Genomic DNA, 20421 nt, shown 5'->3' with positions numbered 1-20421 from the left:
CAGCGGCGCAAGCCCGGAGGCCCCTTCGTCTAGCGGTCAGGACGCGGCCCTTTCACGGCTGAAACACGGGTTCGATTCCCGTAGGGGTCACCATCATTGCACGCTGCCGGACGGCCCCTTCGTCTAGCGGTTAGGACGCGGCCCTTTCACGGCTGAAACACGGGTTCGATTCCCGTAGGGGTCACCATCTGCATCTTGCCTCAAGGTGCGGATTGCCGGCATGCCATGCAATGCGCCATGTTTCGCCGGCAATCATGCCTTCGCATGCAAGGCCCCTTCGTCTAGCGGTTAGGACGCGGCCCTTTCACGGCTGAAACACGGGTTCGATTCCCGTAGGGGTCACCATTCCGGCGCAATTGGCGCGGAACCACACCACATCGTCGGCACGCCGCATACCCATCGCATTATGCTGGGCTGTGCGCGCCCGCAATCACGCCCTCAATGCAGTTGCGAGGATTGTATCGTGGCGGGAATGCCGGCGATCCCCTCCATCGGGCGCGGGCCAGCCAGTTCCTTGCGCATCAGATCCAGCACCATAGAAAGGTGCGCGGCCGCCAGCGAGGCGCCCTGGTGATCGAGCACCGCCAGCGAGCCTTCCAGCTTGCCGATCAGGTCGGCCAGAACGGCCTTGTCGGCGCCGTTGCGATCCGAGGATTTCACGCAATCGTCCTCCCACTTCTTGGCGCCGATCAGGCCGCGCGTGCGCACGCCCCACACCTCGACAGGCCTTAGAGCCGGCCTTGCAAGCCGCCAGCGCAACCCGGCGCCCCGTTGCCCGCCATGGCGGCGGACGATGAAGGGGAATGTTCGACCTTGGTCTCATCTACGCGCCGCCACGCCTGCCCGCCACGGCTTTCCCCGCAGCTTTGGCGGTATCGCGCGCAACTAAGTCGTGTACCAGAATGGCCGCTTTTCAGATCATCTTCAGGGAAAAGCAGCATGTTAGATGGCTAATGAATAGCAGGCACGCGCGCCAACTGTCACCACTCCCGCCGAAACGGAAGCAAAAGCGCGCGTGTCCAGCGCCGCCGCCGCGTCCCTCAGCCAAGCCTGTGGACAGCCTTGGCGGCAAGTGTGACAGGCCGGCAGCGGGCTTGCCGCGCCCCCCTGCCCTCGCCTAACAGGTGCGCTATCTGCGTTTCCTGGCGAAAGTGACATCCCCCGATGAAAGGTCTGGCCCTGCCCTGGACAAGCGTGGGCATTGCCCTGGTCGCCGCTGCGGCCATGCCGTTTGCCGGCTCCAGCCTGTGGCTTGCCTTTGCCGTCCTGGTGGTGTGGCTGGCCTCACTGTGGCTCGCCAGCCCCGAGCCGGAGATCGTCCAGGTCCGGCCCGAGGAAGGCAGCGTCTCGCGCCAGGCCATGGTCGCCCTGGTGGAGCCGTTCAGCGTGCCGGTGCTGATGCTCGATCGCCAGCGCATCGCCTCGGCCAATGCCGCCGCGCGTGAGGCGCTGGGCCCGCATATCGTCGGGCAGGACGCGCGCGTGGCGCTGCGCCATCCCGAGGCGATCACCCTGCTCGACAAGCCGGAGGGAACCGCGCTGGTTCGCGGCCTTACCGGCGCACGCAGCATCTGGCAGGTCAGCCGGGTGGCGATCGACGACCGCTTTTCGCTGATCGAGTTGGTCAACCGCACGGCCGAGGCCGATATCAGCCGCGCCCACACCGATTTCGTCGCCAACGCCAGCCACGAGTTGCGCACCCCGCTGGCCTCGATCATCGGCTATGTCGAAACCCTGGCCGATCCCGATGCCCGGATCGATCCGGCCACCTCGGCCAAGTTCCACGCCACCGTGCTGCGCGAAGCCAAGCGCCTGCAGACGCTGGTGGAAGACCTCATGTCGCTTTCGCGCATCGAGGCGGAAAAGCACGAATTCCCGCGCGAACGCATCGATCTGGGGCAGATGGCCCAAACCATCGCCAGCGAAGTGGGCTTCACCGTGGGTGACGAACGCATCCTGCCCGAAACCGAGACCGGCGTGGTCTGTGGCGATCGCCAGCAGCTTGACCAGTTGATCCGCAACCTGATCGACAATGCGCTCAAATATGGCGATGCGCAGGCCCCGGTGGCGGTGCGGGTCCACCGCGACGGCAGCGACGTGGTGCTGGAAGTGGCCGACCAGGGCGAAGGCATCCACCCCGATCACCTGCCCTATCTGACCCGGCGGTTCTACCGGTCCGATCCGGGCCGCAGCCGCGCGGCGGGCGGCACCGGCCTGGGCCTGGCGATCGTCAAGCATATCGTCGAGCGCCATCGCGGCAAGCTCGACATTGCCAGCACATTGGGCGAAGGATCGACCGTGACCGTGCGCCTGCCCCTGGCCGCGCCTGAGGCTGCGCCAACCGCTGCCTAGCCAGACTGGCTTGCCGGGCTGAACGGGCGTTTTTCAACGACACCATGGTTTTGTCACAAATGCCGCAGCTTTTGTCATAAAGCTGTCACACCCTGGTCGCATTGGCCGCTCATCCACCGGGACACTTCCTGGCCACGGGGAATGGAAGGTATTGCCATGGTCACGCTTCGCACACTTGCTCTGTCCACTGCCGCTTTGGGTTCGCTCGCTCTCGCCGGCTGCGGCGGCGCCGATTCCGGCAGCCGCGACCAGGTGCGCGCCGTCGGCTCGTCCACCGTCTATCCCTTTGCCAAGGCCGTCGCCGAGCAGCTCGCCAAGAGCGATCCCTCGATCAAGTCGCCGATCATCGAATCGACCGGCACGGGCGCCGGCATGAAGCTGTTCTGCGCCGGTGTCGGCCCGCAGCACCCCGATATCGCCGATGCCTCGCGCCGCATGAAGAAGTCGGAATTCGACGAATGCGTCGCCAATGGCGTGAAGGACATCACCGAAATCCAGGTTGGCCTGGATGGCGTGGCCTTTGCCGAAGCCAAGGGCGGCGCCAATCTCGCGCTGACCCCGGAAGACATCTACAAGGCGCTCGCCAAGAACCCCTATGGCAAGCCCAACACCGCCAAGACCTGGGCCGACGTGAACCCGGCGCTGCCGGCCGATCCGATCCTGGTCTATGGCCCGCCGTCCACCTCGGGCACGCGTGACGCGCTCAAGGAACTGATCCTGGCCAAGGGCTGCGACGCCAATCCCGAGATGAAGGCGCTCAAGGACAGCGACAAGAAGAAGCATGACGACGTCTGCACCCAGGTGCGCGAAGACGGCGTCTATGTCGATGCCGGCGAGAACGACAACCTGATCGTGCAGAAGATCGAGGCCAATCCCAAGGCCATCGGCATCTTCGGCTTCTCCTATGTCGAATCCAACGCCGATCGCATCAAGGGCCTGACCATGAGCGGCATCACGCCGACCTATGAGACCATTTCCAACTTCAGCTATCCCGGCGCCCGCCCGCTCTACATCTATGTGAAGAAGGCCCACCTCAAGGCGATTCCGGGTCTGCAGGCCTATGTCACGCAATGGTCAAAGCTGTGGGGCAAGGATGGCACGCTCGCCAAGCTCGGCATGGTGGTTGCGCCCGATGCCGTCCTGGCCGAAAGCGCCAAGGCCGTGACCACGATGCCGTCGCTCGACGGTTCGCAGCTCAAGTAAGAAAGGACGGGAAAGCCCAGTCATGTCGCCAGCCATTCTTCTCCTGCTCGCCTTCGGGCTGGGCCTTGTCGGCTGGCTGGCGGCCCGCTCGCGCGCCTGGGCGTTTCGCGCCAAGACGCCGGATGCGCGCCTGCATTCGCTGCCCAGCTTCCATGCCTGGTACGTGGCGCTGTGGATCGCGGTGCCGGCGCTGGTCTTTGCCCTGGTGTGGAATGCGGTCAGCCCGGCGCTGATCACCGCGCATGTCCTGGCCGATCCGGCAGCAGCGGCCCTGCCCGGCTTTGGCTTTGAACGCGAAGCCATGCTGGCGCAGGCCCGCGCCGTGGCCGAAGGCAAAGCGTTTGGCGTGTTCATGCCCGAGGCCGAAGGGCTGATCGCGCCCTATCGCGTCGCGCTCGCCCGCTATGAATCGATCGGGCTGATCGTCACCATCCTGGTCGCGCTGGCTGGCGGGGCCTTTGCCTTCCTGCGCCTCAAGCCTGATTTCACCGCCCGCACGCGGGTGGAGCGGGCGGTCATGTCGCTGCTGCTGATCGCTTCGCTCGTCGCCATCCTCACCACGGCCGGCATCATCATCAGCCTGGTGTTCGAAACCGTGCGCTTTTTCGGCATGGTCTCGCCCATTGATTTCCTGTTCGGCACCCACTGGGCGCCCGATCCGATGAGCACCGGCGCGGTCGATGGCAAGCAGTTTGGCGCCATCCCGCTGTTCTGGGGCACGATCTATATCGGCGCGATCATTGCCATGCTGGTGGCCATCCCGCTTGGCCTGATGAGCGCGATCTACCTCACGCAATATGCCTCTTCCACCGTGCGCAAGGTGATCAAGCCGCTGCTCGAAATCCTCGCGGGTGTGCCGACGGTGGTCTACGGCTATTTCGCCGCCCTCACCGTGGCGCCGGCCGTGCGCGATTTTGCGCAAGGAATCGGCATTTCCAGCGCCTCGACCGAAAGCGCGGTGGCCGCAGGCCTGGTCATGGGGGTGATGATCATTCCCTTCGTCTCCTCGATGGCCGACGATTCCATCGCCGCGGTGCCCGATGCCCTGCGCGATGGCAGCCTGGCGATGGGCGCCACCCGCGCCGAAACCATCCGCAAGGTGCTGGTACCCGCCGCGCTGCCCGGCATCGTCGCCGGCATCATGCTGGCGGTCAGCCGCGCAATCGGCGAAACCATGATCGTGGTCATGGCGGCCGGCGCCTCGGCCAATCTCACTGCCAATCCGTTCCAGTCAATGACCACGGTGACGTTCCAGATCGTTGCCATGCTCACCGGCGAAGGCAGCTTCGATCACCCGGCCACCCTTTCGGCCTTTGCCCTGGGCATGGTGCTGTTCCTTGTCACCCTGGCGCTCAACTTCATCGCCCTGCGCGTGGTGAAGCGCTATCGCGAAGCCTATGAGTGAGCCGATCATGGACACGCTGACTTCCTCTTCTGCTGATACGCTGGCCGCCCAGCGCCGCGCCCGCATGGCCGCGCGCCTGGCGCGCCGCCACACCGGCGACCGGCTGTTCAAGCTGGCTGGCCTGGGTGCCGTGGCGTTTTCCGCGCTGGTCCTGGTGTTCCTGCTGGTGTCGATGGCATCGAGTGGCCTGGCTGGTTTCCAGCGCAGCGAACTGCGCTTTGACCTGCCCCTGCGCGGCCAGCTTTCGATCGATCGCGATCGCCTGGGCCAGCCCGATCCGGCCAGCGCGCTGGAACTGGCAGGCCTGCCGGCCATGGTCGATGCCGCCGCTGAAAAGGGCTTGGGCCAGGGCGGCGCGGCGCTGCTTGCCGATGGTGCCTGGCGCGATGTCGCCGCGCAGATTGCGGCCAAGCCGGCGCTGCTGGACGAGGCTAGCATGGCCGTCTCGCTGCCCGCCACCGACGAACTCGCCGCTGCCCAGCGTGGCGATGGCCCCGAGGCACTTCGCCCTGTCGCGCAGCGCCTGGTCCAGGATGGCAAGCTGGTGCGCGCATTCGACTGGGGCTTCCTTGCCCGTTCAGACGCTACCAGCCCGCAGTCCGTGGGCATCTGGGGCGCGCTCAAGGGTTCGATCATGACCATGCTGGTCACGATCGTGCTGGCTTTCCCGGTGGGCGTGCTCGCCGCGCTCTATCTGGAGGAATATGCCCCGCGCAACCGCTGGACTGACCTCATTGAAATCTCGATCAACAACCTGGCGGCCGTGCCCTCGATCATTTTCGGACTGCTGGGCCTCGCGGTATTCCTCGCGATCTTCCCGCACTATCGCTCGGCCCCGCTGATCGGCGGCATGACGCTGGCGCTGATGACCATGCCAGTGATCGTGATTTCCGGGCGCAATGCGATCAAGGCAGTCCCGCCCTCGATCCGCGATGCCGCGCTGGCCATGGGCGCCAGCCCGGTCCAGGTGGTGTTCCACCACGTGCTGCCGCTGGCGCTGCCCGGCATCCTCACCGGCACAATCATCGGCATGGCCCGCGCGCTGGGTGAAACCGCGCCGCTGCTGATGATCGGCATGCGCGCCTTCGTTGCCTCGCCACCGGGCGATCTCACCTCGCCGGCCACGGTGCTGCCGGTGCAGATCTTCCTGTGGTCCGACGAAATCGACCGTGGCTTCATCGAGCGCACCAGCGCCGCGATCGTCGTCCTGCTGGTCTTCCTTCTGCTCATGAACGGTCTTGCCATCTACTTGCGCAACCGCTTCGAGAAACGGTGGTAACATGAACGCCCCCCTTCCCCTGAACGACGCCCCTGCCGAAGCCGCGGCGCAGATCTCTACCTTGCCCGACGATGGCCCGGCCAAGATCAGCGCGCGCAACGTGTCGGTGTTCTATGGCGCCAAGCGCGCGATCGACGATGTCTCGATCGACGTGCCCAACGACTATGTCACCGCGTTCATCGGCCCCTCGGGTTGTGGCAAGTCCACGTTCCTGCGTTCGTTGAACCGCATGAACGACACGATCGCCAACGCGCGGGTCGAAGGCGAAATCCTGATCGATGGGCAGGATATCTACCGCTCCGGCATGGACGTGGTGCAGCTGCGCGCGCGCGTTGGCATGGTCTTTCAAAAGCCCAACCCGTTTCCCAAGTCGATCTATGAAAACATCGCCTATGGCCCGCGCATCCACGGGCTGACGACCAGCAAGAGCGAGTTGGACGGCATCGTCGAAACCTCGCTCCAGCGCGCCGGCCTGTGGGACGAAGTCAAGGATCGGCTCACCGACAGCGGCACCGCGCTTTCGGGCGGCCAGCAACAGCGCCTGTGCATCGCCCGCGCCATTGCCGTCGATCCCGAAGTGATCCTGATGGACGAGCCGTGCTCCGCGCTCGATCCCATTGCCACCGCGCGGATCGAGGAACTGATCGACGAATTGCGTGGCCGCTATGCCATCGTGATCGTCACCCACTCCATGCAACAGGCCGCCCGCGTCTCGCAGCGCACCGCGTTCTTCCATATGGGCAAGATCGTGGAATATGGCACGACCTCGGACATCTTCACCAATCCACGGGAAGAGCGCACCAAGGACTATATCACCGGGCGTTACGGGTAAGGATACGAGACGTGGCTGAACATACCGTCAAGGCATTCGACGAAGACATCACCCGCCTGCGCGGCCTGGTGGCGGAAATGGGCGGCCTGGCCGAACTTTCCATTACCGAGGCGATGGACGCCCTGGTCGGCGGCAACGAGGAACTGGCAACCAGCGTGATCGCGCGCGACAAGCGCATCGACCAGCTGGAGGGCGAGGTTGATCGCCTCGCCATCCGCGTGCTCGCCCTGCGCGCACCGATGGCCGACGACCTGCGCGAAGTGATCGCCGCGCTCAAGATCGCCGGCGTGATCGAGCGGATTGGCGACTATGCCAAGAACATCGCCAAGCGCGTGGGCCATATCGAGGGGCGCAAGCGCTTCGAACCGCTGACCCTGCTGCCGATCATGAACGAGCTGGCCAGCGACATGGTGCACGACGTGCTCACCGCCTATGCCGCGCGCGATGCCGTGGCCGCCGCCGAAATCGTGCGCCGCGATGCCAAGGTCGATGCGATCTACGACAGCGTGTTCCGCAATTTCGTGTCGTACATGGTGGAAAACCCCGCCACGATCAGCAGCGTCGCCCAGCTCATGTTCGTCGCCCGCAATATCGAGCGGATCGGCGACCAGGCCACCAATATTGCCGAAATCGTCCACTATGCCGCCACGGGCACCTATCTGCCCGAACGGGAAGACGTCATTCCGCCAGCGTGATCGCGGCGGCCGCATTATTCCCGCGCCATTCGTCATGGCCACGTAACAATTGTCGTGCTTTCGCAAGGTTACGGTCAAGGTTCATCCCGGAGGTAATGCGTGTCTGCTCCCAAGCTGCTTCTCGTCGAAGACGATACCGCGCTGGCCGAACTCGTCGAATATCGCTTCCGCGGCGAAGGCTATGACGTGCGCAGCACCGACGATGGCGATGAAGCCCTGCTTCTGGCCGCCGAAGACACGCCCGATCTCGTGCTGCTCGATTGGATGATCGGTGGCACCAGCGGGATCGAGGTGTGCCGCCGCCTGCGCCGCAACAAGGCCACGGCCCATGTGCCGATCATCATGCTCACCGCCCGCAGCGATGAGGATGATCGCGTGCGCGGCCTGGAAACCGGCGCAGACGACTATGTCACCAAGCCGTTCTCGCCACGCGAACTCATCGCCCGCGTCGGCGCCGTGCTGCGCCGCGTGCGCCCGGCGCTGGCCGGCGAAACCATTACCGTTGGCGACATGAGCCTCGATCCCACCGCGCACCGCGTCACCCGGCGCGGCCAGACGATCAAGATCGGCCCCACCGAGTTCCGCCTGCTCAAGCATTTCATGGAACATCCCGGCCGCGTGTTTTCGCGCGGGCAGCTGCTCGATGCGGTGTGGGGCAGCGGCAGCGACATCGAACTGCGCACGGTTGACGTGCATATCCGCCGCCTGCGCCAGGCGATCGCCCTGCCCGGCGCGGCCGACCCGGTGCGCACCGTACGCTCCGCCGGCTACGCCCTGGAAGGCGTGTAACCATCCAAATCCTCCCCCACACCGTGGGGGAGGTGTCAAGCCCGCAGGGCTGACGGAGGGGGCATGTAAACGCCATCACGCCAAAGCCGGCACCTGATGCGCCAGGAATTGCAGGCAGCGGCGCAGGCGCGGTGTCTGTCCCTGGCGCGGCTCGAACAGCGCCACCACCGGCAGCGCCGGCAGTTCCAGATCGGGCAGCACCGCCTCCAACGCGCCGCTCTCCAGGTCTTCGGCCACTTCCCACAGCGAATGCAGCGCCACGCCGGCGCCATCAAGGGCCCAGGCCCGCGCCACGTCGGCATCGTTGGTGGCCAGGCCCGCCGGCAGCGCCAGCCCCTCGGGCAGGCCCTCGCGCAGCACGGCGCCGGCTTCGTCCAGCACGACCACGTGCTCGTGCCGGGCAAGATCATCCACCGCTTGCGGGCGCCCGCGCCGCTCAAGATAGGATGGCGCGGCACACAGCACGCGCGGGTTGCTGCCCAAACGGCGGCAGATCAGCGACGAAAGCGGCGGCGCGGCAAAACTGATCACCAGATCGTGCCCGCTCTCCACCGGATTGGCGAGCGCGGGCACGCTGTCGAGATGCACCGTCACATCGGCATGGGCGCGGGCAAAGCGCTGCAACAACTCGCCCAGGCGGCGGCGGCCAAAGGCCAGGGTCGTTGCCACTTTCAGCGTGCCCGCCGGGCCAAAGGCGCGCGTGCGAATCACGGTTTCGGCCCGTTCCATGTCGGCCAGGGCCTGCCCGGCCTGGCGATAGAAGATTTCGCCTTCCTCGGTCAGCGAAAGGTGGCGGCTGTTGCGCCGGACCAGCGCCACGCCCAGGCGCGCCTCCAATTGGGCCAGGCGGCGGCTGACCACCGGCAGCGACAGGCCCAGGCGCACGGCGGCCTGCGACAAGCTGCCCGCCTCCGCCACGCGGACGAATGAAACCAGTTCGGAATATCGATCTGCCATTAACCGAGGATAAGATGCCGGTGTTGCGCCGCAATATCCTCAAGGTTGCAGAACTGTTTGAAATCGTTGCCCACTGCCGGATTTACGACGTAATGCCCTGTTCCATCTGATGTTTTCATAATCTGCAAGCCACGGTTGCCGGGCCTGGGCATTCCCATTCCCCTGGCGCGTCGCAAAATGAAAGGGCGATGGCGTGCCACGGTGGTACCGCCGATGAGACACGGGAACCTGTCGATGGCCTTTGCATTCCCCTTTCGCGACGCCGCACCTACCGCCGCGCATCGCGCCGAACAGCCCCTGCGCTGGAACGATATCGAAGCGCTGCCGGTACACTGCGCCGTGCTGGCCATGGCCGTCTTGGCCTGGCTGGCGATCAACGAAGAAGGGCAGACACTGCAACTGGCGCTCGCCAAGGTGATCGGTATTATCGGCTGCATCGCGCTGCGCCGGGCATGGCTGGGCATGGATCGCCCCGATGACCCGGCGCCGCGCCCCTGATCAAAGGTTCAACCAGGCATGATCGTTGGCAAGACCCCGCGTATCCGCATGACGTTCGTGGCGGCGTGGAACACGCTGCTCGCCCTGTTCGTGTGGGATGTGGCGGTAACCGTTTTCTATTACTTCACGCCATTCCCCGCCCCGGCGCTGCCCTTGACGATCTTCGGCACCGGGCTGGCACTGCTGCTGGGGTTTCGCGTCAATTCGGCATACGCCCGCTGGTGGGAAGGCCGCATCGTGTGGGGCGCGATGACCAACGCATCGCGCAGCCTGGCGCGCGCGGTGGGCGCCGCCCTGCCCGATCACGCGGCCGGCCAGGCCATGCGGCATGACGTGGTGCGCCGCCACATCGCCTATGTCCACGTGCTGCGCCACCAGTTGCGCGGGCAAGACCCGGCCGAAAGCGCCCATCGCGTGCTGGGAGAGGCGGAGATTCCCGAGCTGGCGCGGCGCAACCCGGCCAATGGCCTGCTCGAAGGCAACGGCATGCGCCTGGCCTCCGCGCTGCGTCACGGCTGGATCGATACCGTGCAATTGAGCCGGATCGAGGCGATCATGGTAGATATCAGCAACGCCCAAGGCGCCATGGAGCGGCTGCGCAACACCCCGCTGCCCGCGCAGTACCGCAGCTTTCCGACGTTCTTCACGCGCCTGTTCTGCGTGCTGCTGCCAATTGGCCTCGTCGAAACGCTGGGGCCGGCCACACCGCTGGGCTCGGCGCTGGCGGGCTTCATGTTCCTGGCCGCGCTGCAGATCGGCGATGATCTGGTCAATCCGTTTGCCAACACGATCCACGACGCACCGCTGACCGCGATGTGCGCCACGATCGAATCCGATTGCAATGAAAGCCTGGGCCTGTCGCCCGTGCCAGTGGTTCAGCCCGAAGGCGGCATCCTCTGGTAAATCAGAGCCCGATCAGCGGCGAGATATCGAGGTCAGATGCCGTGACCCAGCCTTCGCGGAAGTTGGCATAGAGCACGGCAAAGACCACCGCCGATACTAGCGTTGCGCGCAAGGCCACCATGCCGGGCCGGAAATTGATCGGCGCGCTGGTGGCGTGGCCCACGGTGGGCCGCACCCCGGCATCATGCGGGGTGCGCAGGCCAAAGGGCAGCACGGCAAAGGCCGCCAGCACCCAGATCAGGGCATAGACCGCCAGCATCGAGCCAAAACGCATCGTTCTCTCCCTCTTACGCCGTGCGGCTGCTGCCGGCTTAACGCTCGCGCAGCAGCACCTGCACCACCGGCTTCTTGCCCGACCAGCGCTGCGCCGTGCGTCTTACCGCAAGCCGCACGCATTCGGCAACGGCCACCCGGTCGCGCTTGCGGTCGCCCTTGAGGGCTTTCAGCGCCTTGGACACGTCCTCGCGCGCCTCTTCCAGGAACGGCTCCATGTCCTCTTCCAGGGGCACGCCAATGCAGCCGATGTCCACGCCAGAGGCCTGCTTGCCTTCGGCGGTGACCGCCAGGGCCACGCTGACCAGGCCATTGTTGCCCAGCTTGCGCCGCGCGGCCATCGCCTCGCCATCGGCCGGGGCGATGATATCGCCATCCAGCACCAGGCGGCCATTGCGCTCCGTGCTCAGCTTGACCGGCCCATTGGGGGCCAGGCGCACCAGATCGCCGTTCTTCTGCAGGATGGTCTTGGGAATGCCCTCGGCCTTGCCCAGCGCGGCCTGCTCGGCCATGTGGCGGATTTCGCCATGCACCGGCACCAGGATCTTGGGGCGCAGCCAATCATACAGCGCCACCAGTTCCGGCCGACCAGGGTGACCCGAAACGTGGATCATCGATTGCTTGTCGGTGATCAGGCGCACGCCCTTTTCCACCAGCGCGTTCTGCACGCGGCCGATGGCCAGTTCGTTGCCGGGAATCTGGCGGCTGGAAAACACCACTGCATCGCCCGCTTCCAGCGAGATCGGATGCTGGCCGCCAGCGATACGGGCCAGCGCGGCGCGCGCCTCACCCTGTCCGCCAGTGGCCAGGATCAGCACTTCACCGCGCGGCAGGTCCATCGCCGCGTCCATGCTGATAGGATCGGGAAAATCAAGCAGATAGCCCGATGCCTGCGACACCTTGATGATGCGATCGAGCGAGCGCCCGGCCACACACAGCTGCCGCCCGGTGGCCTCGGCCACTTCGGCCAGGGTCTGCAAGCGCGCCACGTTGGAGGCAAAGGTCGTCACCACCACGCGCCGGCCTTTAAGCTCGGCAATGGTTTCCAAGAGCCCGGCCCGCACCGCGCCTTCCGAACCGGAAGGCTTGGGATTGAACACATTGGTGGAATCGCACACCAGCGCCAGCACGCCTTCGTCACCGATGGCAGTCAGCTCTTCCTCGGTGGCGGGCGTGCCCACGCGCGGCTCGTCGTCAAGCTTCCAGTCGCCGGTGTGGAACACGCGGCCATAGGGCGTGTCGATCACCAGGGCATTGCCCTCGGCGATCGAGTGCGCCAGCGGCACATAGCGGATGTCGAACGCGCCGAGCGAGAGGCTGCCCTCGTTCTGGATCACGTTCAGTTCGACACTGTTCTCGATGCCGGCTTCCACCAGCTTTTCATTCACCAGGCGCGCGGTAAACGGCGTGGCATAAAGCGGCACGCCCAGTTCCTGCGCGAAATAGGGCACGGCACCGATATGATCTTCGTGCGCGTGGGTCAGAACGATGCCGAGCAGGTCCTTCTTCCGCGCTTCGATGAATTCCAGATCGGCAAAGACGAGTTCGACGCCGGGATACCAGGGATCGGCAAAGGTCATGCCCAGGTCGACCATCAACCACTTGCCGTCACACCCATAGAGGTTGACGTTCATCCCGATCTCGCCCGAACCACCAAGGGCGAGAAACAGCAATTCCTTTCCGGGCTTCACTCTTGTGTCCTGTTCTGGGCGGCCGCGATGGCGCGCTCTGCAAGCAAGGCCATGCCGTCCAACGTCAGGTCGGGGTCGACATGGTCAAAAATCCGCGTGTGGCGGTCAAACAATACGGCCAGCCCGCCCGTGGCAATCACCTTGGCCGGTTGGCCGATTTCGGCGCGCATCCGGGCGATCAGGCCTTCCATCATGGCAACATAGCCCCAGAACACGCCGATGTGCATCTGGTCTTCGGTGTTGCGCCCTATCACGCTTTCGCCCTGGCGCGGCACGGAAATGGCGATGCGCGGCAATTTCGCCGCCGCACTCACCAGCGCGTCGAGCGAGAGGTTGATCCCCGGCGCAATGATCCCGCCCTTGTAGGTGCCTTGTGGGTCTACCCAGTCGAACGTCGTCGCAGTGCCGAAATCGATGATGATCAGGTGCTGCCCGGGATGGGCGGCATGGCCGGCAATCACGTTCAGCGCGCGGTCCGCGCCGAGCGAGCGCGGCTCGTCCACATCGGCGACAAAGCCCCATTCGGCCAGGCCCTGCCCCGCCACCAGCGCTTCCAGGCCGAAATACTTGTCAGCCAGAACCTGCAGGTTGTGCAGTGCGCGCGGCACTACCGTGGAAATCACGATCTGGCGCACGGCATCGCGGGCAAAGCCCTGGATCTGCATCAGTTGCAGCAGCCACACGGCGTATTCGTCGGCCGTGCGGCGCGGATCGGTGGCCACGCGCCAGCGCGCGCGGATCGTGCGATCCTCGAACAGGGCAAACACCACGTTGGTATTGCCGACATCAACCGCCAGCAGCATTACGCATCTCCTTGGGCCGCTGGTGGCGTGGGACCACCCACCAGATCGACATCGCCGGCATGAATCGCAAGGGTGCGGCCATCGGCCAGGCGCAACTGGGCCACGCCATCGGCATCGATGCCGGCAAAGGCACCCATGATCATGCTATGGTCGCGATCGTTGACGGAAACCAGCGTGCCACGCGGCACCGCCCGCTCTTCCCAGGCGCTGCGCAAGATAGGCCATTGCCCGGCATGCCAGGCGCCAAGCCGCGCGGCCCAGGCGCTTGCCAGGGCCGCGGCAAAGGCATCACGCGCAATAGCGTGGCCCAATGCCGCAAGGGAAACGGTCTGCCGCCCCGGCACATCGGGCGCGGCGGCGAGGTTCACGCCGATGCCGACCACCACGGTCTGGCCCACCCGTTCCAGCAGGATACCCGCCAGCTTGGCCTGGCCCACCAGCAGATCGTTGGGCCATTTCAGGTACAGTCCGGGTAGCCCCGGCGCCATGCTGGAAACGGCATCCCACAGCGCCAGGCCGGCAACCAGCGCCAATGTCTGCGGCGCGGTTTCATGGGACGCCAGTTGCACGGCGGTAGAGCCCATGAAGTTGCCAAAGCCATCGCTCCACACCCGGCCCGATCGGCCGCGCCCGGCGCTCTGCCGATCGGCGATCAGCCAGTGCCCCTCCAAAAGGCAATGCCCCCCACCAGCGCGCGCCACAAGGGCCGCGTTGGTGGAGGGGATTTCTTTTACGTATTCGAGCAAGAGCGGCTCAGGCCACGTGGAACAGCGCGGCTGCCGCATTGCCGGCAAGCACGTGCAGCCAGTTGGTCAGCAGGTAGCCCAGCGGCGAGATGAACAGCGTGGCCACCACCAGCAACACGGTATGGGCCAGTTCGCTCTTGCCCGTCACCTTGTCGGTCGCCTCGTCAAAGTAGAGCACCTTGACGACCTTGAGGTAGTAGAACGCGCCGATCACCGAGGCAGCGATACCAATCGCGGCCAGCGCCAGCAGGTTGGCCTGAACGGCCGCCTGGAACACCACGAACTTGCCCCAGAAACCGAACAGCGGCGGAATGCCCGCCAGGCTGAACATGACTGCAGCCAGCGCTGCGGCCAGGCCCGGGCGCGTCTTGGACAGGCCGGCCATGTCGGAAATCGCTTCCACCGGCTCGCCATCGGCATCCTTGAGCATCAGCACGGCGACAAAGCCCGCCACCGACATCGCCACGTAGATCGCCAGGTAAACCAGCATCGCGGCCGCGCCCGGCTGGTTGGCACAGGCCAAGCCGATCAGCATGAAGCCCACGTTGTTGATCGACGAATAGGCCATCAGGCGCTTGATGTTGTTTTGCCCGATCGCGCCCAGCGCACCGATCACGATCGACAGCAGCGCGGCAAAGATCACGATCTGCTGCCAGGCGTGGACCTGGGTGCCGAATGCTTCGAGGCTGACACGCATAAGCAGCGTGAGCGCAGCGACCTTGGGCGCCGTGGCAAAGAAAGTCGTCACCGGGGTCGGCGCGCCTTCATAGACGTCGGGCGTCCACATGTGGAACGGCGCGGCGCTGATCTTGAACGCCAGGCCCGCCAGCACGAACACCACGCCAAAAGTGGCGCCGGTGGACAGGCCATGGCTGAGCGCCAGGCGAATGCCTTCAAAGCTGGTCGTGCCGGTGAACCCATAGGTCAGGCTGACGCCATAAAGCAGTATGCCCGAGGCGAGCGAGCCCAGCACGAAGTACTTAAGGCCCGATTCCGCCGAGCGTTCGTCGCTGCGCAGCATCGAGGCCAGCACATACGAGGCCAAGCTGTTGAGTTCGAGACCGATATACAGCGCGAGAAGATCACCGGCCGAAACCATGATCCCCATGCCGAGCGCGGCAAACAGCACCAGCAACGGAAATTCCGCACGCATGCCGCGCACGCGTTCGAAAAACGCAGGCGCCACGATCAGCGTCACGCCGGCACCTGCGTAGATCAGCAGCTTGGCAAAGGCGGCAAAGGCATCGGCATGATACTGGCCAGCAAAGGCCGTCACCGCCGGGCCCATCGCCGATCCGCACAGCGCGGGTGCGGCGATCAGGGCGCAAACGGTCAGGACCGCAACCGACAGGATCGAGATCAGGCGCGAAGCCTTGTCGCCGGCCCAGGCCGCCACCAGCAGCAGGATCAGGCCGGAAATGCTGAGCACTTCCTCGGCCAGGGTGATCTGGAGAGAGCGAAGCAGTTCCATCAGTGCGCCTCCCCGTGCGCGGCTTCTTCATGGGTAGCGGCACCAACCGGCTGGGCCACCCCGAGTTTCAGTTGCGCGTCGCCCTTGGGCTTGGCCGGGGCCACGCGCGCTTCAAGCGCGGCGATATCCTTGCGCATCGGCGCCAGGAAGCTTTCCGGATAGACGCCCATCCACAGCACCACGGCGGCCAGCGGCACCATCATTGCCCACTCGCGCTTGTCGAGATCGAGCATTGCGGCAGCGTCGGCGTTCTTCTGGTCGCCAAAGATCACGCGGCGATAGAGGTAGAGCATATAGGCCGCACCCAGGATGATCCCGGTGGTGCACACCAGCGCCACCCAGCTGCTTTCGGCATAGACGCCCATCAGCGAGAGGAATTCACCCACGAACCCGCTGGTGCCCGGCAGGCCGATCGAGGCCATGGTGAACAGCAGCATGAACAGCGCGTAGTACGGCATGTTGATGGCAAGACCGCCATAGCGCGTGATTTCACGGGTGTGCAGGCGATCATAGATCACGCCCACGCCCAGGAACAGCGCGCCGGCCACCAGGCCGTGGCTGAGCATGATCAGCATCGAGCCTTCGAGACCCTGCGTGTTGAACGCGAAGAGACCGATGGTCACGATCGCCATGTGCGCGACCGAGGAATAGGCGATCAGCTTCTTGATGTCCTGCTGGACCAGCGCGATCAGCGAGGTGATCACCACGGCCGCCATCGACAGGCCCCACACCAGCGGCGCGAACTGCGCCGAGGCTTCGGGGAACATCGGCAGCGAGAAGCGGATGAAGCCGTAGCCACCCATCTTGAGCAACACGCCCGCCAGGATCACCGAGCCGGCGGTGGGTGCCTGCACGTGCGCGTCGGGCAGCCAGGTGTGCACCGGCCACATCGGCATCTTCACCGCAAAGCTGGCAAAGAACGCAAGCCACAGCCAAGTCTGCGCATGGACCGGGAAGTTGTAGGCCATCAGCGTCGGGATGTCGCTGGTGCCCGCCACGTTGACCATCCAGAACATCGCGATCAGCATCAGCACCGAGCCGAGCAGCGTGTAGAGGAAGAACTTGTAGCTGGCGTAGATGCGATCCGCCCCGCCCCAGATGCCGATGATCAGATACATCGGGATCAGGCCGGCTTCGAACATGATGTAGAACAGGAACAGATCCTGCGCGGTGAAGACGCCGATCATCAGCGTCTCCATCAGCAGGAACGCCGCGTAGTATTCACCGGCGCGCTTCTCGATCGAGTTCCAGCTGGCGCCGATGCAGATCGGCATGAGGAACACGGTCAGTGCGATCAGCAGCAGGGCGATGCCATCGATGCCCAGCTTCCATTCAAAGCCGGAGAAGAGCGCGGCCCGCTCCTGGAACTGCCACTGTGCGCCGCCCACATCGAAGTGCATCCACAGGACAACACCCAGGACGAAATCGATGAGCGTGGCGATCAGCGCGATCAGGCGGGCCTGCTCGCGGTTGGCCTTGAGGACCAGGCCGGTGCCGACGAGCGGCACCAGCAGCATGAGCGAAAGGATCGGAAAGCCGGTCATTGTGCGATCACCCAGCTGATCGCGCCGACGAGACCGACGAGCATGACCAGCGCATAGCTGTAGAGATATCCGGACTGGAGCTTGACCGCCCCGCGGCTGCCCTGCGCCACCAGCCAGGCGGCGCCGTTCGGGCCAAAGCGATCGATGATCCCGATATCACCCACCTTCCAGAACACGCGGCCGAGCCACAGCGCGGGACGCACGAAGATGAAGTGATAGAGTTCGTCGAAGTACCACTTGTTGAGCAGGAAGCGGTAGAGGAAGCCGAACTGGTTCACGAAAGCCGCCGGGAACGCCGGGTTCACGACATAGGCATAAGTCGCGATCAGGAACCCGGTGACCATCACCGCGAACGGCGACCACTTCACCCAGGTCGGCACCTGGTGCGCGGCGTGGATCAGATGCTCGCTGTAAACCAGCGCGCCCTTCCAGAACTCACCCGTCCCTTCGCTGATGAACGCGTGTGCGAACACCCAACCTGCGAAGATGGCGCCGAGCGACAGCACGACCAGCGGCACCAGCATGACCAGCGGGCTTTCGTGCGGGTGATAGCCCGCCGTGCCGTCGCTGTGTTCGTCATGGTGATGATGATCGTGGCCATGCGCGTGGGCGTGATCATGCCCATGATCGCCGTGGCCATGCGCATCGTGCACGGCATGCTGGATATGCTCCGACTGTTCCCAGCGCGGCTTGCCGAAGAAGGTCAGATAGACCAGGCGCCACGAATAGAAGCTGGTGAGCAGCGCGGCGAACACGCCCATGAAGAAGGCAAAGTGCCCGAGTTCGGTGCCCTTGGCCCAAGCGGCCTCGATGATCGCATCCTTCGAGAAGAAACCGGCGAAACCGATCTCGAATGCACCCACCCCGGTAATGGCCAGCGTGCCGGCCATCATGGCGAAGAAGGTCAGCGGGATCTTCTTCCGCAGGCCACCGTAATAGCGCATGTCCTGTTCGTGGTGCATGGCATGGATCACCGAGCCGGCACCCAGGAACAGCAGCGCCTTGAAGAAGGCGTGCGTGAACAGGTGGAACATCGCCGCGCCATAGGCGCCAACGCCGGCGGCAAAGAACATGTAGCCGAGCTGCGAGCAGGTCGAATAGGCGATCACGCGCTTGATGTCGGTCTGCGTCGTGCCGATCGTGGCGGCAAAGAAGCAGGTCATCGCGCCGATGAAGGTGACGAAGCTGGTCGCCGTCGGGCTCAGTTCGAACAGCGGCGACAGGCGGCAAACCATGAACACGCCGGCGGTCACCATGGTGGCCGCGTGGATCAGCGCCGACACCGGGGTCGGGCCTTCCATGGCGTCAGGCAACCAGGTGTGCAGGCCGAGCTGCGCCGACTTGCCCATCGCGCCGATGAACAGCAGGATGCAGATCACCGTGGCGGTATCGAGGCGATAGCCCAGGAAACCGATGGTCGAGCCCGAAAGGACGGCTGGCGCATCGTGCAGGATCTGTGGGATCGACACGGTGTGGAACACCAGGAACGTCGCAAAGATGCCCATCATGAAGCCAAGGTCGCCCACGCGGTTGACCACGAAGGCCTTCATCGCGGCGGCATTGGCGCTGGGCTTGCGGAACCAGAAGCCGATCAGGAGGTACGAGGCCAGGCCCACGCCTTCCCAGCCGAAGAACATCTGCACCAGGTTGTCGGCCGTCACCAGCATCAACATGGCAAAGGTGAACAGCGACAGATAGGCGAAGAAGCGCGGCTGATCGGGTTCCTCGCTCATGTACCCCCAGGAATAGAGGTGCACGAGGAACGAGACGGTGGTGATCACCACCAGCATGATCGCGGTGAGCGTATCGACGCGCAGCGCCCAGAGGAAATCGAGATCGCCCGACTTCACCCAGTGCAGCACCGGCGTAACGCTCGCTTCGGCATGGCCGCCCAGGAACGAGAGGAAGATCGGCCACGACAGCGCGCAGGAAAAGAACAGCGCGCCGGTGGTGATCACCTTCGACGGGATCAGGCCCAGTTTCTTGTTGCCAAGGCCGGCAACGATCGCTGCCAGAAGCGGCAGGAAGACGATGACGTTGATGGACGACATGGGTTCAGCCCTTCATCCGGTTGACGTCGTCGACGGCAATCGTGCCGCGGCCACGGAAGTAGATGACAAGAATGGCAAGACCGATCGCCGCTTCGCCCGCTGCCACCGTGAGCACGAACATCGCGAAGATCTGGCCGACCAGATCATGCAGGAAGACGCTGAAAGCGACCAGGTTGAGGTTCACCGACAGCAGGATCAGCTCGATCGACATCAGCAGAATGATGACGTTCTTGCGGTTGAGGAAAATCCCCAGCACGCCGAGCACGAACAGGATCGCGCTGACGAAGACATAATGTTCGATGCCGATCATCAGAGCGTTACCCCCTTCCCGACTTCCGGCTGAAGATTGATGGTCGCCTCTTCCGGACGGCGCGAGATCTGGCTGCTCGGCTTCTGGCCGCGCACATCGCCACGCTGGCGATGGGTCAGCACGATGGCGCCGATCATGGCCACCAGCAGGATGATGCCAGCGGTTTCGAACAGGAAGAGATAGCGCGAATAGAGCAGCGCCCCGATGGCCGCCGTGTTGGACAGCCCCGCCACAGGCGCAGTCGCCGCATCAGGCGTACCCAGCACCAGGCCACCGGCCTTGTAGGCGCCCACGCCCATGACCAGTTCGGCCAGGAACACGAAAGCCAGGGCAAAGCCCAGCGGGAAGTTCTTGATGAAGCCGGCCCGCAGCTGCGCGAAGTCGATGTCGAGCATCATGACGACGAACAGGAACAGCACCGCGACCGCGCCGACATAGACGATCACCAGCAGCATCGCGATAAACTCGGCGCCGATCAGGATCATGAGGCCAGCAGCGTTGAAGAACGCCAGGATCAGCCAGAGCACCGAGTGCACCGGATTGCGGGCGAGAATGGTCACCGCGCCCGAAAAGATCGTAAGCGTGGCAAAGAGATAAAAGGCAATTGCCTGGATCATGA

At 64.7% G+C, this 20421-nt stretch carries 20 protein-coding genes and 3 tRNA genes; 12 read left to right on the top strand and 11 right to left on the bottom strand.

All coding sequences use genetic code 11. The annotated features are described in order from the left end of the window. The first annotated feature begins 18 nt into the window (after nt 1–18). The 3 genes from IP65_RS15255 to IP65_RS15245 all read left to right on the top strand — a co-directional run bounded on the left by IP65_RS15255 (nt 19) and on the right by IP65_RS15245 (nt 345). A tRNA-Glu gene (locus IP65_RS15255) sits at nt 19–93 on the top strand. 19 nt (nt 94–112) lie between these two features. Further along, nucleotides 113–187 (top strand) — tRNA-Glu (locus IP65_RS15250). 83 nt (nt 188–270) lie between these two features. Then, nucleotides 271–345, top strand: a tRNA-Glu gene (locus IP65_RS15245). Nucleotides 346–438: 93 nt separating this feature from the next. Here the strand turns inward: IP65_RS15245 and IP65_RS15240 are convergent. Then, nucleotides 439–708 (bottom strand): hypothetical protein, encoded by a 270-nt coding sequence (locus tag IP65_RS15240; RefSeq protein WP_133726748.1) that lies wholly within the window; start codon nt 706–708, stop codon nt 439–441. A gap of 456 nt (nt 709–1164) precedes the next feature. On the opposite strand from IP65_RS15240, the gene IP65_RS15235 reads away from it, so the two are divergent. The 7 genes from IP65_RS15235 (at nt 1165) to phoB (ending at nt 8555) form a co-directional block, all read left to right on the top strand. After that, on the top strand, nt 1165–2352 hold the full coding sequence (locus tag IP65_RS15235) for a cell wall metabolism sensor histidine kinase WalK (RefSeq protein ID WP_022675555.1): 1188 nt from the start codon (nt 1165–1167) through the stop codon (nt 2350–2352). A gap of 156 nt (nt 2353–2508) precedes the next feature. Continuing rightward, nucleotides 2509–3555 carry a substrate-binding domain-containing protein gene (locus tag IP65_RS15230; protein ID WP_028657663.1) on the top strand — a complete coding sequence of 349 codons (1047 nt, stop codon included), beginning with the start codon at nt 2509–2511 and terminating at the stop codon, nt 3553–3555. Nucleotides 3556–3577: 22 nt separating this feature from the next. After that, nucleotides 3578–4960 carry a phosphate ABC transporter permease subunit PstC gene (gene pstC / locus IP65_RS15225; RefSeq protein ID WP_022675553.1) on the top strand — a complete coding sequence of 461 codons (1383 nt, stop codon included), beginning with the start codon at nt 3578–3580 and terminating at the stop codon, nt 4958–4960. 7 nt (nt 4961–4967) lie between these two features. Beyond that, nucleotides 4968–6239, top strand: coding sequence for a phosphate ABC transporter permease PstA (gene pstA / locus IP65_RS15220; RefSeq protein ID WP_054132234.1), 1272 nt, complete (start codon nt 4968–4970; stop codon nt 6237–6239). Between the two features lies 1 nt (nt 6240). Continuing rightward, the gene (pstB, locus tag IP65_RS15215) at nt 6241–7071 is read left to right on the top strand and encodes a phosphate ABC transporter ATP-binding protein PstB (RefSeq protein ID WP_022676278.1); all 831 of its coding nucleotides are present in this window, start codon (nt 6241–6243) and stop codon (nt 7069–7071) included. Between the two features lie 11 nt (nt 7072–7082). Further along, nucleotides 7083–7766: a phosphate signaling complex protein PhoU gene (phoU, locus tag IP65_RS15210; RefSeq protein ID WP_022676279.1), complete on the top strand. Its 684-nt coding sequence runs from the start codon at nt 7083–7085 to the stop codon at nt 7764–7766. A gap of 99 nt (nt 7767–7865) precedes the next feature. Then, nucleotides 7866–8555, top strand: a complete 690-nt coding sequence (gene phoB, locus IP65_RS15205) for a phosphate regulon transcriptional regulator PhoB (RefSeq protein ID WP_022676280.1) — start codon at nt 7866–7868, stop codon at nt 8553–8555. Between the two features lie 75 nt (nt 8556–8630). Here phoB and IP65_RS15200 read toward each other — a convergent pair whose 3' ends face one another. Then, the gene (locus IP65_RS15200; RefSeq protein WP_022676281.1) at nt 8631–9512 is read right to left on the bottom strand and encodes a LysR family transcriptional regulator; all 882 of its coding nucleotides are present in this window, start codon (nt 9510–9512) and stop codon (nt 8631–8633) included. Between the two features lie 234 nt (nt 9513–9746). On the opposite strand from IP65_RS15200, the gene IP65_RS15195 reads away from it, so the two are divergent. After that, the gene (locus tag IP65_RS15195; RefSeq protein ID WP_054132233.1) at nt 9747–10010 is read left to right on the top strand and encodes a hypothetical protein; all 264 of its coding nucleotides are present in this window, start codon (nt 9747–9749) and stop codon (nt 10008–10010) included. 18 nt (nt 10011–10028) lie between these two features. Then, entirely contained in the window at nt 10029–10913 is an 885-nt protein-coding gene (locus IP65_RS15190) for a bestrophin family protein (RefSeq protein ID WP_054132232.1), read from the top strand. Nucleotide 10914: 1 nt separating this feature from the next. Here IP65_RS15190 and IP65_RS15185 read toward each other — a convergent pair whose 3' ends face one another. The 9 genes from IP65_RS15185 to IP65_RS15145 are packed head-to-tail and all read right to left on the bottom strand — an operon-like array spanning nt 10915 to nt 20419. Beyond that, complete coding sequence (locus IP65_RS15185; protein WP_054132231.1) at nt 10915–11187, bottom strand: DUF1467 family protein; 273 nt, start codon at nt 11185–11187, stop codon at nt 10915–10917. Between the two features lie 37 nt (nt 11188–11224). After that, on the bottom strand, nt 11225–12820 hold the full coding sequence (locus tag IP65_RS15180; RefSeq protein WP_216643461.1) for a ribonuclease J: 1596 nt from the start codon (nt 12818–12820) through the stop codon (nt 11225–11227). Between the two features lie 53 nt (nt 12821–12873). After that, nucleotides 12874–13680, bottom strand: a complete 807-nt coding sequence (locus IP65_RS15175; protein WP_022676287.1) for a type III pantothenate kinase — start codon at nt 13678–13680, stop codon at nt 12874–12876. Further along, nucleotides 13680–14426 (bottom strand): biotin--[acetyl-CoA-carboxylase] ligase, encoded by a 747-nt coding sequence (locus tag IP65_RS15170; RefSeq protein WP_197279264.1) that lies wholly within the window; start codon nt 14424–14426, stop codon nt 13680–13682. The genes IP65_RS15175 and IP65_RS15170 overlap by 1 nt, the downstream gene beginning before the upstream one ends. Before the next feature lie 7 nt (nt 14427–14433). Then, a complete protein-coding gene (gene nuoN / locus IP65_RS15165) occupies nt 14434–15897 on the bottom strand; it encodes an NADH-quinone oxidoreductase subunit NuoN (protein ID WP_022676289.1) in 1464 nt (487 codons plus the stop codon). Then, nucleotides 15897–17441 carry an NADH-quinone oxidoreductase subunit M gene (locus tag IP65_RS15160; protein WP_054132229.1) on the bottom strand — a complete coding sequence of 515 codons (1545 nt, stop codon included), beginning with the start codon at nt 17439–17441 and terminating at the stop codon, nt 15897–15899. Before IP65_RS15160 ends, nuoN begins: the two co-directional genes overlap by 1 nt. Continuing rightward, on the bottom strand, nt 17438–19492 hold the full coding sequence (nuoL, locus tag IP65_RS15155; protein ID WP_054132228.1) for an NADH-quinone oxidoreductase subunit L: 2055 nt from the start codon (nt 19490–19492) through the stop codon (nt 17438–17440). The genes IP65_RS15160 and nuoL overlap by 4 nt, the downstream gene beginning before the upstream one ends. Before the next feature lie 4 nt (nt 19493–19496). Further along, complete coding sequence (gene nuoK / locus IP65_RS15150; RefSeq protein ID WP_022676292.1) at nt 19497–19802, bottom strand: NADH-quinone oxidoreductase subunit NuoK; 306 nt, start codon at nt 19800–19802, stop codon at nt 19497–19499. After that, nucleotides 19802–20419, bottom strand: a complete 618-nt coding sequence (locus IP65_RS15145; protein ID WP_022676293.1) for an NADH-quinone oxidoreductase subunit J — start codon at nt 20417–20419, stop codon at nt 19802–19804. The genes nuoK and IP65_RS15145 overlap by 1 nt, the downstream gene beginning before the upstream one ends. Between the last annotated feature and the right edge of the window lie 2 nt (nt 20420–20421).

Source organism: Novosphingobium sp. AAP1 (assembly GCF_001295765.1).
GTDB classification, from domain to species: domain Bacteria; phylum Pseudomonadota; class Alphaproteobacteria; order Sphingomonadales; family Sphingomonadaceae; genus Novosphingobium; species Novosphingobium capsulatum.
Note: the sequence above shows the minus strand (reverse complement) of the source record. Positions and strands in the feature narration are given on the sequence as shown.

Bases quoted from the DNA above. Each gene is read 5' to 3' on its own strand.
- IP65_RS15235 (WP_022675555.1), top strand. From the start codon at position 1,165: ATGAAAGGTCTGGCCCTGCCCTGGACAAGCGTGGGCATTGCCCTGGTC.
- IP65_RS15230 (WP_028657663.1), top strand. From the start codon at position 2,509: ATGGTCACGCTTCGCACACTTGCTCTGTCCACTGCCGCTTTGGGTTCG.
- pstC (WP_022675553.1), top strand. From the start codon at position 3,578: ATGTCGCCAGCCATTCTTCTCCTGCTCGCCTTCGGGCTGGGCCTTGTC.
- pstA (WP_054132234.1), top strand. From the start codon at position 4,968: ATGGACACGCTGACTTCCTCTTCTGCTGATACGCTGGCCGCCCAGCGC.
- pstB (WP_022676278.1), top strand. From the start codon at position 6,241: ATGAACGCCCCCCTTCCCCTGAACGACGCCCCTGCCGAAGCCGCGGCG.
- IP65_RS15200 (WP_022676281.1), bottom strand. From the start codon at position 9,512: ATGGCAGATCGATATTCCGAACTGGTTTCATTCGTCCGCGTGGCGGAG.
- IP65_RS15195 (WP_054132233.1), top strand. From the start codon at position 9,747: ATGGCCTTTGCATTCCCCTTTCGCGACGCCGCACCTACCGCCGCGCAT.
- IP65_RS15190 (WP_054132232.1), top strand. From the start codon at position 10,029: ATGATCGTTGGCAAGACCCCGCGTATCCGCATGACGTTCGTGGCGGCG.
- IP65_RS15185 (WP_054132231.1), bottom strand. From the start codon at position 11,187: ATGCGTTTTGGCTCGATGCTGGCGGTCTATGCCCTGATCTGGGTGCTG.
- IP65_RS15180 (WP_216643461.1), bottom strand. From the start codon at position 12,820: ATGAACGTCAACCTCTATGGGTGTGACGGCAAGTGGTTGATGGTCGAC.
- IP65_RS15175 (WP_022676287.1), bottom strand. From the start codon at position 13,680: ATGCTGCTGGCGGTTGATGTCGGCAATACCAACGTGGTGTTTGCCCTG.
- nuoN (WP_022676289.1), bottom strand. From the start codon at position 15,897: ATGGAACTGCTTCGCTCTCTCCAGATCACCCTGGCCGAGGAAGTGCTC.
- IP65_RS15160 (WP_054132229.1), bottom strand. From the start codon at position 17,441: ATGACCGGCTTTCCGATCCTTTCGCTCATGCTGCTGGTGCCGCTCGTC.
- nuoL (WP_054132228.1), bottom strand. From the start codon at position 19,492: ATGTCGTCCATCAACGTCATCGTCTTCCTGCCGCTTCTGGCAGCGATC.
- nuoK (WP_022676292.1), bottom strand. From the start codon at position 19,802: ATGATCGGCATCGAACATTATGTCTTCGTCAGCGCGATCCTGTTCGTG.
- IP65_RS15145 (WP_022676293.1), bottom strand. From the start codon at position 20,419: ATGATCCAGGCAATTGCCTTTTATCTCTTTGCCACGCTTACGATCTTT.